We start from the raw sequence: 12010 nt of genomic DNA, 5'->3' as shown, positions 1-12010 counted from the left end.
GCAACGCATCCACCCCGGTCGTTTCCGGGCAATTACGCCGGAAGACCGGCGAATGGATGCCAATGCGACGGACCGGATGCTTCAGGGAAAAATCCAAATGACCATGAAAACCCCGCGCAGGAAGCTGCCTGCGCGCTATGCCGCCGTCCTCGGCCCGCTGGTGCTGTCGTTGCTGATGACGTTCATCGTGTCGTTCATCTCGACACTGAAAAGCCTTGGCTTCCAGCCCGACCTGCCGGCCACCTGGCTGACGGCTTGGGGCCTGTCCTGGATGGTGGCCTTTCCGACGCTGCTGCTGTTGCTGCCGGCGGTGCGCCGCATCGTTGGCTGGCTTTGCGAGCCCGTGGCTCGATAGCAGGCTGCGCCAAGGGCCCGAAGCAACTTACGGGTCTTTCAGTGCGAAGTGAACGGACACTATCACCAACGGCCTTTGCGGCGGTTCCAGGCATAGAGCAGATCGGCGAAGCGATCATAGGCATAGCGCGTCAACGGCAGCGTGGCGGGATTGCCAAACAGCGTCGCCAACCAGCCCTCGCCCGGCGTTATCAGCCAAACCGCAACGGCAACATCGGCGCCGACAAGCAATTTGCCACCGGCGTCGGTCGCATGCAGCCGGCGCCGGATATCCTCCAGCCCGATGCCGTAGCGGGCCAGCGCCGTCGGTTCGGCATTGATGTCGCGAAATTCGATCCGCCCCGCCTTGACCGCCTCGATCAGCCGCCGCTTCTGCCGGCTGATGCCGGCATCGCAGACCGGACAGCGCGTATTGTACCAGACGGTCAGCAGAGGCTTGGCCATGGTTCGCAACACCAGCGGAGGACGCGCGACGACTATCCAGCAAATGCCGTTGCGCCGCAACGTGACGCGACACCGCGGAATGTCCCGGCTTCGGCTAATGCACGTCGCCCCAAAAACATGTCCTCGGGCCTGGCCCGAGGGTGCGCGGCGGTTTGCCATACCGACCTGTTTAAAAAGAAGAGCGTAAAGCGCGTCGCAAGAGGCCGTTCAAGCGCGACGCGCTTCAGGCACGGCACTCAGCCGAGCGAGGTAATGATCTCGCGATAGGCATCCTCCGGGAAAGCCTTGAGTGTCCGCGTCCTGACGTTTCCGCCCGCCGCCAGCATCAGCGAGAAACGAGCTAGTACGGCATCGTCGGGGGCTTCGACCACCGCCACCATGTCGCAATCCCCCATGGTGAGATAAAATGCCTTGAAGGACCCGCCCATGTCTCCCAACAGCTTCTTGGCGGCATCGAGCCGCTTCGGCGACTCGCGCACGTTTTTGGCGCCTTGCTCCGTCCAGTTGATCAGCACGATGTAAGTTGTCATGGCACACCTCCCTCCGGGGCCACGGAGCACGGCGTCACAGCCGGGGCGGGCATCCGGGTTTGTCGCCCAGAAAATGCATCCGTCGCGGAATTATCCTCTCGTAGGGCACGACCCGCAAGAGCGGCGCGTCCAATCGTGATCGCCTGTGCCCAAACGGAAAAGGACGCCACCGGCGCCCTTTAAACTGCTTATCCGTCACCCAGACTCAGCTGTCGAGGAAGCTTCTGAGCTTGCGCGACCGGCTCGGGTGCTTGAGCTTGCGCAGCGCCTTGGCTTCGATCTGGCGGATGCGCTCGCGGGTGACCGAGAACTGCTGGCCGACCTCCTCAAGCGTGTGGTCGGTGTTCATGCCGATGCCGAAGCGCATTCTGAGCACGCGCTCTTCGCGCGGCGTCAGCGAGGCCAGCACGCGCGTCGTCGTCTCGCGCAAATTGGCCTGGATCGCCGCGTCGATCGGCAGGATCGCCATCTTGTCCTCGATGAAATCGCCGAGATGCGAATCCTCCTCGTCGCCGACCGGCGTTTCGAGCGAGATCGGCTCCTTGGCGATCTTCAGCACCTTGCGCACTTTTTCCAGCGGCATTGCGAGCTTTTCCGCCAGTTCTTCCGGCGTCGGCTCACGGCCGATCTCATGCAGCATCTGACGCGAGGTGCGTACGATCTTGTTGATCGTTTCGATCATGTGCACCGGAATGCGGATGGTGCGCGCCTGGTCGGCGATCGAACGGGTGATCGCCTGCCGGATCCACCATGTCGCGTAGGTCGAGAACTTGTAGCCGCGGCGGTATTCGAATTTGTCGACCGCCTTCATCAGGCCGATATTGCCTTCCTGGATCAGGTCGAGGAACTGCAGGCCGCGATTGGTGTATTTCTTGGCGATGGAGATGACGAGACGCAGATTGGCCTCGACCATTTCCTTCTTGGCGATCGCGGCTTCGCGCTCGCCCTTCTGCACCTGGTTGACGATCTTGCGGAATTCCTGGATCGAAATCGCCGTCTCGGTGGCGAGGTTCTGGATCTCGGCGCGCAGGTCGCGGATGGCGTCCTTCTCGTTCTTGGTGAACTCCTTCCAGCCGCGCGAGGTCAGATTGCCGATCGAACGCGTCCAGTTCGGATCGAGCTCCGAGCCCTGATATTCCTTGAGGAACTCCTCGCGGCGCACGCCATAGCTTTCGGCCAGCCGCAACAGCTTGCCCTCGTTCTGCACCAGGCGCTTGTTGATATCGTAGAGCTGCTCGACCAGCGCCTCGATGCGCGCCGTGTTCAAGGACAGCGACTTCACCGCCTTGATCAGCTGGTCCTTCAGCTCCTTGAGCCGACGGTCCTGGCTTGGCGACAGCGTGCCGGCGGCGGCCAGCCGGTTCTCGACCTGCTGGTCCTGCAGCTTGCGCAGCTTCTTATAGGTGTCGGCAATGACGTCGAGCGTCTCCATCACCTGCGGGCGCAGTTCCGCTTCCATCGCCGCCAGCGACAGGCTCGCCTCGTCATCGTCCTCCTCGTCGTCGTCCACCAGGCCACGGGTGTCGCCGCCGACATTGGTGATGTCGTCCTCGTCCTCGCGCGAACGGCGCGGCTTTTCCTCGGTCTTGGCTTCCTCGATACGCTCGACCACCGGCGCCTGCTTGGCCTCCGGCCCGGCATAGGTCGCCTCGAGGTCGATGATCTCGCGCAGCAGGATCTTCGATTCGTTGAGCTCGTCGCGCCAGATGATGATGGCCTGGAAGGTCAGCGGACTTTCGCAGAGGCCCGCGATCATCGTCTCGCGGCCGGCCTCGATGCGCTTGGCGATCGCGATTTCGCCCTCGCGCGACAGAAGCTCCACCGAGCCCATCTCGCGCAGATACATGCGGACCGGATCGTCGGTGCGGTCGGTCGGCTCTTTTTTGGTCGTGGTGGCGGCGACGGCGGTGCCGGTCTGCTCAGCCAGCTCGTTGGCATCCTCCTCGGCGTCAGCGGCGGTATCGGCGGCTTCGGGCTCCTCGCCCTGCTCGTCGTCCTCGACCACGTTGATGCCCATGTCCGAAAGCATGGCCATCGTGTCCTCGATCTGCTCGGAGGTCACTTCCTCCGAGGGCAGCACCGAATTCAGCTCGTCCATGGTGACGTAGCCGCGCTTCTTGGCGGCCTTGATCATCTTCTTGACAGCATCGTCGGAAAGGTCGAGCAGAGGGCCATCGGTCGCGGCCTCGCGTTCGGTCTCGACTTCTTCCTTTTCTTTTGTCGCCATAGTCTTTATTTTCTCCAAGCGGCTGAGTATCAAAGCCGCGTAAGCTGCCGGTCCGGTCAAATTGGATGCGCTCTTTCCAGAACGCGATTTACCGGGCCAGTAACTGCATCTCTCGTTAAGTCCAGATTAACCCTGATATCTGTGGCAAGCTGACTGCCTGTCCAGTGATCAGTACCTTACATCGCTGCATTCCCGTCGATGCCGGGGCGGGTTAACGTTTCGAATCGACCTGATTCCGCCATTCTGCCGGAAGGTCAAGCGCCTCTCGCATGATTCGCATGAAAAAAGCGAATCAATTACCCGACTTAGAGCGCCGCACGCTTGATTCGACGCGCAAGCACGTCCTTACATTCAGTCTTCTGGAGGCTTCGATCTAAACGCGCCCAGCCCTGCCCGACGATACGCCAAACCCTTCGATCAGCGCTTCCGTTGCCTGCACATCACGAAATTGCGCCTGGATTTCGACCAGGTGCCGGTAGTTTTCGTCCGTGGGGTCGCTGGCGAGCGCTGCTTCCGCCTGCTTCAGCTCCTTATGTAAGGTGCGCGCGCTGCGCTGCAAGTGGAGGGCCTGGCTGAACGCATCGCGGGCATCGTCGAGTGCCGCCGTTTCCAGCGCCGGCCATTGCCGCGCACGTTTGATCAGCGCCACCGCACGCTGCCAGATCTCGCCGCAGCCGGCCCGCTCGATCGTCGCGATCACCGCGTCGCGGTCATTGGCCATATCATGCGCCATGGCGTCGAGGATCGCCGCGTGCAGCCGCTTCAGATCGGAGTTGGCGAGATCGAGGAACTCGACATGGGCGAAATTCTCGTCGATCAGCACGGGATGGTTGACGAGGGCGGCAATGATCGTCGCCTCGCGTACCGACATGCCCTCGCCGCCGCGCTTGACCAACGCCGAGCGACCGAGGCTTTCGGTGATCGCGGTGCGCCCACCGGCATTGCCGCCGCGCGCAAACTGTCCGCCGGGTGCTGAACCCTTGCCCTGGAAACGTTCGCCGGGCCGTCCGTCCTGACGCCCCTGGCGTCCGCGCTGGGCACCGAAGAAGCTCTGCACCCGCTCGCGCATTTCCTGTTGGTAGTGATAGCGAAGGCTCTCGTCGCGGATACGGCTGGTCAGTTCGCGCAGCCTCTTTTCGAGCTCGGCCCGCCGTTCCGGCGTGTCGAAGATGCCGCCGGCCGTCTCGCGCATCCACAAGAGGTCGGCCAGCGGCCGCGCCTCGGAAAGCACGGCGCGGAACGCATCCGGTCCGTCACCCTTGACCAGATCGTCGGGATCCTTGCCCTCGGGCAGCAGGGCGAAGCGCACGGAGCGGCCCGCCTGGACTGCCGGCAGCGCCATGTCGGCGGCGCGCCACGCTGCCTTCAACCCGGCCTGGTCGCCGTCGAAGCACAGCACCGGCTCGCCGGCCATGCGCCATAGAAGTTCGAGCTGGTTTTCAGTCAATGCGGTGCCGAGCGGCGCCACCACGTTTTCGAAGCCGGCCTGCGCCAGCGCGATCACATCCATGTAGCCTTCGACGGCAATGACCGTGCCGCCCTTGGCCAGCGCCCCCTTTCCCAGCGCCCCCTTTCCCAGCACTTGGCGTGCACGAGCGAAATTGTAGAGCACGTTGCCCTTGTGGAAGAGCTCCGTATCGGGCGAGTTCATATATTTGGCCAGCGCATCCGGCGCTAGCGCCCGCCCGCCGAAGGCGATGATCTTGCCCCTGGAATCCGGGATCGGGAACATAATGCGGTCGCGGAACCAATCGTAGGAAACCGGGACGTCGTCGCCATGGCGCACCAGCCCGCACGCCTCGATGTCGGCCTTGGGGACGCCCTTGGCGGCAAGATGCTCCTTCAGCGCGTTGCGGCTGTCGGGCGCATAGCCGAGGCGGAAGGACTGCTGCGTCGCCGGTGTCAGTCCCCGGTCGCGCAGATAGGCGCGGGCCTTTGCGCCTTCCGGTCCCTGCAGCCGTTCCTGGAAGAACACCGTCGCCATCTCCATGACATCGGTCAGGCTGGCGCGTTCCTTTTCGCGCCGTTCCTCATCGGCGTCGCGAACCGGCATCGGCACGCCGGCCATGTCGGCGATCTTCTCGACGGCCTCGGGAAAGCTCATCCCGTCGAGTTCGGTCAAGAACTTGAAATGGTCGCCCGAAACCGAGCAGCCGAAACAGTGATAGCGGCCCTTCTTGTCCTCGCAATGGAAGGACGGGCTCTTCTCGCCATGGAACGGACAGCACGCCCAATAATCACCGCGCGGCGCGTTTGTCTTTTTCCTGTCCCACGCGACGCGCTGGCCGATCACCGAAGAAATCGGCACGCGGTCGCGGATCTCGTCGAGGAAAGCAGGCGGAAAGCGCATGAGGGACAGCTCGTTTGGCCTCCATATAATCACACGGGCCAAGCCCGACGACTCCTAATGCGGAACCATACCCGGTTTTCACAGGCCAAAAAGAGAAGGCGGCCTGCGGGCCGCCTTCTCGATCTAATCCGGCGCAGCGCCGGTCAGCCGTTCCGCACCTACTGCGCGGCGATAGCGCCGAAGATCAGGCCCGAGAGGTTGCTGACCAGCAGATAGTCGTTGCCGACCCGGATCCACTCCTGGCCGGGACCGGGACGGCGCAAGCCGTAGTGGCGATAGTCGCGGATCGGCTGGTGACGCTTCCAGCTGGAATATCTCTGGCCGTTGCGCCAATGGCTGCGCTTCACCACGATCTTTTTCGTCACTACGACGCGCTTGTTCACCTCGACATGCTTGTTCACGTCGACATGCCTGCCGGGCTTTTGCCAGTCGACCTGGCTATAACTCGATTGCGGTGCGTTTGGTGGGTTCAATGGTGCAGCCTGGCCCTGCAAGGCCGTTGCAGCCAGCATCGAGAAGGCAATGGCGGAAAGAACGATGCGTTTCATAGCGGGTACTCCTTGGTTGTCGATGCCTCTGGAATAGAGCCGGAAGGATGAACCGAAACTGAACGCAGAGATTACGTTTTCGTAATGATTTCCTACATTTAGCACGCCTAATTCAGCACTACCTTTAAAGCGGCTGTCCGAGCACGGACGCATGACCCTCCGCAACTCCGCGGGCAATGCAACCATTTTGCCGGCCATCCATTTCCGACACGCCCCGTCGCGGGGCAACACTCGTCCGAACCGGGCAAAATTTATTATTCGGCTAAAATAAATCGGAGTAATATCAACCTCTGCAATGTCCACGATTCGCGCCCACTTTTGCCCTCGTGACGTCACGGCGCCCGCGTCGCTGATACCGGTCGGGTTGCGGGGTCGGGCATGAGCGGCTCGGTCGTTTTGCTGCACCTTGCCGGTGCGGTCGCACTGATGCTGTTTGCCACCCGTTTGGTGAAGACCGGCGTCGAGCGCGCCTATGGCGATGTGCTGCGCCACAAACTGCGCGCCACCATGCGCAATCCCTTCATGGCGGTTCTGGCCGGCTGCGGCCTGGCGGTCGCGCTGCAAAGCTCGACCGCCGTTACCTTGCTGGTCGGCTCATTCGCCGGCTCCGGCATTGTCAGCGGCATGTCGGGCCAGCTTGCGGTGCGCGGTGCCGAGATCGGCTCGGCGCTGGTGGTCAAGCTGCTTACCTTCGATCTGTCGCTGCTGGTACCGGTCTGCCTGGTCGCCGGCACCGTCATGTTCATGGCCACCGAGCGGCGCGACTGGCGCCAGTTCGGCCGCATCCTGGTCGGCATCGGCCTGCTGCTTCTGTCGCTGGAGATGATCGGCCAGGCGTCGGAGCCGCTGCGCCAGAGCACGCTGATGCCGCTCATCGTCGATTACTTCTCGGGCGATCCGGTCACCGCCTACCTTCTGGCGGCGTTGGTCACCTGGCTGTTCCATTCCTCGATCGCCGCGGTGCTGCTTATGGTGACGCTCGCCGGCCGCGGTTTCATCCCGCCCGAACTCGGCATCGTGCTGATGCTCGGCGTCAATCTCGGCTCTTCGATCATCGCGCCGCTTCTAACCCGCAACGCAGAACCCGGTGTTCGCATCGTGCCGATCGGCAATCTCCTGATGCGCGGCATGGGTTCGCTGATCATGCTGATCCTGTTTCTATCGTTCAAGCCGCCAGTCGCCTTCTTGGGCAGCACCGTCCCCGAGCAGATCGTCAATGCCCACATCGTCTTCAACATCCTGATCCTGATCGCCGGCCTGCCGCTGGCGCGCCTGGTCTATCGTGCCTCGGAAAAGATCGTGGCGCTGGGCACCAGGCCCCAGCCCGCCAACGCGCTCGACGTCATCGAGCTTTCGGCGCTCAACGAAAGTGCGCTCGACGTGCCGAGCCAAGCACTCGCCAATGCCACCCGCGAGGTGGTGCGGGTCTGCGAAACGGTCGAGATCATGCTGAAACGGATCATCGAACTCTACGAGAGCGCCGACGCCGACAAGATCAGCGCGCTGGCCGCGCTCGACGACCGTGTCGACAGGAAGCACGCGGCGATCAAGCTCTATCTCGCCAAGGTCACCAAGAACCCGCTGAGCGAGGACGAGGCCCTGCGTTGCCAGGAGTTGATCGGCGCCTGCGTCAAGCTGGAGCAGGTCGGCGACATCATCGTGCGCAACATGCTGGTCCACGTGAAGAAGAAATTCGAGCGCGGACTGGAGTTCACGCCGGAAGGCTGGCGCGAGCTTTGCGCCTTCCACGCCTTGGTGCTTGCCAATGCCAGGCTAGCCTTCAACGTCCTGGTGTCCCGCGATCCGGAGACCGCTCGCCAGTTGGTGCTGGAAAAGGACCGGCTGCGCGACCGCGAGAAGGAAACCAGCCAGAGCCATTTCGTGCGGCTGCGCGACGGCACCGCCAAGAGCGTCGAGACCAGCTCCATCCATCTCGACACCATTCGCGACCTCAAGCAGATCAACTCGCTGCTCGCCTCGATGGCCTATCCCGTGCTTGAGGAACGCGGCCTGCTAACCGGTTCGCGGCTGAAGGCCGGATAGATTGCGTCCACAGGCCGGTAGCTTCAGAAGCTCGCCTATGCTGTGAGCCAATGCGCAAAATTACCTTTGCGCCACCTCCTGTCTGTCGGCTAAAGATCGCCAGATCTACCGGAAGGAAAGTCGATGGACACCCATTCTCGCAGCTTCGCCAAAGCGCTTTCCTGGCGCGTCACCGGTACCATCGACACGATGATCATTTCGCTCGTCGTGACGGGAAGCATCAAGCTCGCTGCGGCCATCGGCCTGACCGAGGTCGTCACCAAGTCGCTGCTCTACTACCTTCATGAGCGGGCGTGGCTGAAAATTCCTTACGGAAGGAGGGCGGCCGCGTAGCTCTTGCCGCCGCGGCCGGCACCTGACCGGTGACAAAGAAAATCTAAAGCGGCGTCGCCAATTTCTGAATTGCCCGGTGCCCTTATCCGTGGTTTGAGGTCACCTTATCCGAGGATCGCCTTCCCGCCATGCTTCCCCTCATTGCCCTGTTCATTGCCGCCTTCGCCTTCGGCACCACCGAATTCGTCATCGCCGGCGTGCTGCCGCAGGTGGCGGATGGCCTTGGCGTCGCGATCCCAACCGCCGGCTATCTCGTTTCCGGCTATGCCGGCGGCATTGCAGTCGGCGGCCCGCTGCTGGCGCTCGCCACCAAAAGGTTCTCCCGCAAGGCCCTGCTGCTTGGACTGACTGCAGCCTTTACCATCGGCCAGGCGGCCTGCGCGCTGGCGCCCGACTTCGCCTCGATGCTGCTGTTGCGGATTGCGGTGGCCGTGGCACACGGCGCCTATTTCGGCGTTGCCATGGTGGTGGCCGTCGGCCTCGTGCGCGAAGACCAGCGCGGCATGGCGGTGGCGCTGATCCTGTCCGGCCTCACCGTATCGAATGTCATCGGCGTTCCGGCCGGCACGGCAATCGGCAACATCTGGGGATGGCGTGCGACATTCTGGGTGATGTGCGCTCTCGGCGTGGTGGCCTTCGCCGCTATCGGCGCCCTGCTGCCGCGCAAGACAGGATCGTCGAGCCCGTCCGTCAGCCTTGGCAGCGAGGTACGCGTGCTCGCACGCCAGCAGGTCTGGACCTCGCTCATCATGATGCTGATGCTGATGATCGGCCAGTTCGGCCTGTTCACCTACATCACGCCGACGCTGCTTGAGGTCACCGGCCTCGACGAGAAATGGATACCTTGGGTGCTCCTGCTCAACGGTGTCGGCGCTACAATCGGCGTCTTCGTCGGCGGGCGCCTCGCCGACTGGAAGCTGATGCCGTCGCTCATCGCAATGCTATTCCTGCAGGCGGCGATGCTCGCCTCGATCTACGCCGTCAGTCCTTACCCACTGCCGATGGTGATGGCGATCTTCGTCTGGGGCGGCCTCAACTTCGCCATCGGCACGCCGATCCAGACCCGCATCCTGACCTGGACCGCGGACGCCTCCAATCTCGCCTCGTCGCTCATTCCGTCAGGCTTCAATGTCGGCATCGCGCTCGCCGCATCGCTCGGCGCGGCGATGCTCAATGCCGGCTATGGCTATCGCAGCTTGCCGGTGGTTGGCGCGATCGCCATGCTGGTCGCGGTCGCGGTTGCGCTTGCCTCGCATGTCTGGGAATGGCGGAGCCGGGCGGCGCCGCCGCTGCCGGCTGCCGCCGAATAGGGCTACAGATCGATCCGGTAACGCAGGCTTTCCGCGCCGCCATAGGAAGCATCCTCGAAGAAACGCCCGACGAGCCCGCCGCCATTGGCCAGAACGACCTTCTGCGAGGGCACATTGTGAGGCTTGCAGGTGATTTCGACGAAGGGCAGGCCAACCGCCCTCGCCTCCTCCAGCATCAGCCGCAGCGCCTCCGTCGCATAGCCGCATCCCCGTTTCCACGGCACCACCGCATAGCCGATGTGGCCGAGCACGTGCGATGGCAGCGCCGCGGTTCCGGGCTGCCAGCGCAAGCCGATCGAGCCTGAGACTTCCCCGTCCCAGATCCAGCGCCGAAATCCAGGCAGCCGCGGCACCGTCGAACCGTCCGGCAAGACGATCGGCGGTCCCTTGCCATCAGGATCGTCGAGATCGGCAAGGAAAGTCGCTGGATCCTTTTCGATAGCCGCAAGCTGCTCGCGCGTCGCGTCGAGCAGCCGCACATTGTCCGGCGACCAGCCGCGCTCGAGGGCCGCCTTGTAGGACGGCAGGTGTTCAAACGCCGGTTTGACGAGTTCGATCATTGAGCGCGAGCTTTTGGCTGTCGGCCCTCAAAGGCGGGCTTGCGGCTGTAGCGACTACGACAAAACTGCCCCGCCATCGACCGTAATTCCCAAGTTTTCCGCATTGCGCCCATGTCGCGCAATGATTGCGACCGGGCGCATAAGGCTGGCTCCGCTTGGATGAGGCAAGCCGGCCAATTGCCCGCGAACGACCGTGAGATGGATCTCGAACTATCCAAGGGCGTCTGCAAGCATCTCATTCAAGCGTGCGAATGCTGCGGACTCGTCTGGCGCATGGGCCGGATTAACTTCTGTGATGGTCAGGCCGCGCCATTGCGGCAGGGCTGTCAGTTGCTTTAGCACAAAGGCGACTTGCTCCAGTTTGAGACCGTCGCAACGGCGCACATTCTCCGCAATCGGAAAATCGATAAAGGAGAGCACATCGACATCGAAGTGGATAAGCACGCAGTCAAAGCGCGCCGCCCATTCGGCCGCGCGCGCCGACGCCGCCTCGATGTCACTCAAAGCTTCCTCACGCGATATGATCTTGATCGCGTGATTTCCGATCACGGCCGCTTCGGGCGGGGTGATGTTCTCGATGCCGAAATAGAGGAGTTGCTGAGGCACGAGCATCGGGCGGGTCGGGCCGAGCCTCGCGAGCGAAGGCTCGCATCCATGGATATTGAGCAGATGGGCGACGCCGGTCCAGTCCAAGGCGCCGTCGCTCGTGTCAGGTGTGTTGAGATCGGAGTCGAAGTCAATGTAAACGAGTCCGATCCGCGCGCCGGCCGCATTCGCCCCGGCGACCGTCCCCAGTTCCACAGTACAATCGCCACCTAAAACAAGCACGTCTTCCTGCGCTGCGATCGCCGTCGCTACGTGGCTTGCGACCAACTCACAGGCGTCGCGCACGGCTTCCAGGTTCATAGCCTGCGACCGCGAAGGGTCCGGTCGCCATCGGAACGATGCAACATCGCCACGATCCCTGATGGATCTGCCTCGGTTCGTGATCGCTTCTGCGAGCCCATTTCGCCGAAAGGCCGCGGGGGCCTGTTCCTGACCCGGCGAATAGGCGCCGGCACTCGTGGCCGCACCGACAATATTCAACAAACGCGCCGCCAAATCGAAGCTCCATTTTCGCATGATCGTCTCGCAAACGTGTCCGCAGGGAGGAAGTTCCTCCTCGACTTGAGACGTTGCCGCCCGGCATCGGCACGAGGCCTAACAAGCAAACGGCTCGCCGCATCGATGCCGTCGTGAGACGCCAGACGTCGAACATACAGGTTCATTCGCGCGGCCGTGGCGATGAACATGTCGGTGCGAACTGCCGTC

At 62.9% G+C, this 12010-nt stretch carries 11 protein-coding genes; 4 read left to right on the top strand and 7 right to left on the bottom strand.

All coding sequences use genetic code 11. The features are described 5' to 3' along the window. Positions 1-97: 97 nt before the first annotated feature. Entirely contained in the window at positions 98-355 is a 258-nt protein-coding gene (locus NKH63_RS19275) for a DUF2798 domain-containing protein (protein ID WP_023719336.1), read from the top strand. 62 nt (positions 356-417) lie between these two features. On the opposite strand, the gene NKH63_RS19270 is transcribed toward NKH63_RS19275, so the two are convergent. The 5 genes from NKH63_RS19270 to NKH63_RS19250 form a co-directional block, all read right to left on the bottom strand. Next, positions 418-798 (bottom strand): thiol-disulfide oxidoreductase DCC family protein, encoded by a 381-nt coding sequence (locus NKH63_RS19270; RefSeq protein WP_031194130.1) that lies wholly within the window; start codon positions 796-798, stop codon positions 418-420. Between the two features lie 236 nt (positions 799-1034). Beyond that, positions 1035-1328 (bottom strand): GYD domain-containing protein, encoded by a 294-nt coding sequence (locus tag NKH63_RS19265; RefSeq protein WP_023719338.1) that lies wholly within the window; start codon positions 1326-1328, stop codon positions 1035-1037. Positions 1329-1533: 205 nt separating this feature from the next. Continuing rightward, positions 1534-3555: an RNA polymerase sigma factor RpoD gene (rpoD, locus tag NKH63_RS19260; protein ID WP_023719339.1), complete on the bottom strand. Its 2022-nt coding sequence runs from the start codon at positions 3553-3555 to the stop codon at positions 1534-1536. Between the two features lie 373 nt (positions 3556-3928). Next, positions 3929-5905, bottom strand: coding sequence for a DNA primase (gene dnaG, locus NKH63_RS19255; RefSeq protein WP_352483187.1), 1977 nt, complete (start codon positions 5903-5905; stop codon positions 3929-3931). 158 nt (positions 5906-6063) lie between these two features. After that, on the bottom strand, positions 6064-6453 hold the full coding sequence (locus NKH63_RS19250; protein ID WP_023719341.1) for an RcnB family protein: 390 nt from the start codon (positions 6451-6453) through the stop codon (positions 6064-6066). Positions 6454-6831: 378 nt separating this feature from the next. On the opposite strand from NKH63_RS19250, the gene NKH63_RS19245 reads away from it, so the two are divergent. The 3 genes from NKH63_RS19245 (at position 6832) to NKH63_RS19235 (ending at position 10139) form a co-directional block, all read left to right on the top strand. After that, positions 6832-8496 (top strand): Na/Pi cotransporter family protein, encoded by a 1665-nt coding sequence (locus tag NKH63_RS19245; protein WP_352483186.1) that lies wholly within the window; start codon positions 6832-6834, stop codon positions 8494-8496. A gap of 123 nt (positions 8497-8619) precedes the next feature. Further along, on the top strand, positions 8620-8829 hold the full coding sequence (locus NKH63_RS19240; protein ID WP_352483185.1) for a DUF2061 domain-containing protein: 210 nt from the start codon (positions 8620-8622) through the stop codon (positions 8827-8829). Positions 8830-8957: 128 nt separating this feature from the next. Beyond that, positions 8958-10139, top strand: a complete 1182-nt coding sequence (locus NKH63_RS19235; RefSeq protein ID WP_023719343.1) for an MFS transporter — start codon at positions 8958-8960, stop codon at positions 10137-10139. Positions 10140-10141: 2 nt separating this feature from the next. On the opposite strand, the gene NKH63_RS19230 is transcribed toward NKH63_RS19235, so the two are convergent. After that, positions 10142-10699: a GNAT family N-acetyltransferase gene (locus NKH63_RS19230; RefSeq protein WP_023719344.1), complete on the bottom strand. Its 558-nt coding sequence runs from the start codon at positions 10697-10699 to the stop codon at positions 10142-10144. Between the two features lie 210 nt (positions 10700-10909). Next, positions 10910-11821, bottom strand: a complete 912-nt coding sequence (locus NKH63_RS19225) for an arginase family protein (RefSeq protein ID WP_352918411.1) — start codon at positions 11819-11821, stop codon at positions 10910-10912. Positions 11822-12010 lie beyond the last annotated feature (189 nt).

It is taken from the genome of Mesorhizobium sp. M0960 (genome assembly GCF_040319055.1).
In the GTDB taxonomy this organism is placed as follows: Bacteria; Pseudomonadota; Alphaproteobacteria; order Rhizobiales; family Rhizobiaceae; genus Mesorhizobium.
The sequence above is the reverse complement of the archived record's forward strand: the minus strand, read 5'-3'. Positions and strand labels throughout refer to the sequence as shown.

Excerpts from the sequence above, each read along its gene's own strand:
- NKH63_RS19240 (WP_352483185.1), top strand. The coding sequence starts at position 8,620 with ATGGACACCCATTCTCGCAGCTTCGCCAAAGCGCTTTCCTGGCGCGTC.
- NKH63_RS19235 (WP_023719343.1), top strand. The coding sequence starts at position 8,958 with ATGCTTCCCCTCATTGCCCTGTTCATTGCCGCCTTCGCCTTCGGCACC.
- rpoD (WP_023719339.1), bottom strand. The coding sequence starts at position 3,555 with ATGGCGACAAAAGAAAAGGAAGAAGTCGAGACCGAACGCGAGGCCGCG.
- NKH63_RS19265 (WP_023719338.1), bottom strand. The coding sequence starts at position 1,328 with ATGACAACTTACATCGTGCTGATCAACTGGACGGAGCAAGGCGCCAAA.
- NKH63_RS19250 (WP_023719341.1), bottom strand. The coding sequence starts at position 6,453 with ATGAAACGCATCGTTCTTTCCGCCATTGCCTTCTCGATGCTGGCTGCA.
- NKH63_RS19245 (WP_352483186.1), top strand. The coding sequence starts at position 6,832 with ATGAGCGGCTCGGTCGTTTTGCTGCACCTTGCCGGTGCGGTCGCACTG.
- NKH63_RS19275 (WP_023719336.1), top strand. The coding sequence starts at position 98 with ATGACCATGAAAACCCCGCGCAGGAAGCTGCCTGCGCGCTATGCCGCC.
- NKH63_RS19225 (WP_352918411.1), bottom strand. The coding sequence starts at position 11,821 with ATGCGAAAATGGAGCTTCGATTTGGCGGCGCGTTTGTTGAATATTGTC.
- NKH63_RS19270 (WP_031194130.1), bottom strand. The coding sequence starts at position 798 with ATGGCCAAGCCTCTGCTGACCGTCTGGTACAATACGCGCTGTCCGGTC.
- NKH63_RS19230 (WP_023719344.1), bottom strand. The coding sequence starts at position 10,699 with ATGATCGAACTCGTCAAACCGGCGTTTGAACACCTGCCGTCCTACAAG.
- dnaG (WP_352483187.1), bottom strand. The coding sequence starts at position 5,905 with ATGCGCTTTCCGCCTGCTTTCCTCGACGAGATCCGCGACCGCGTGCCG.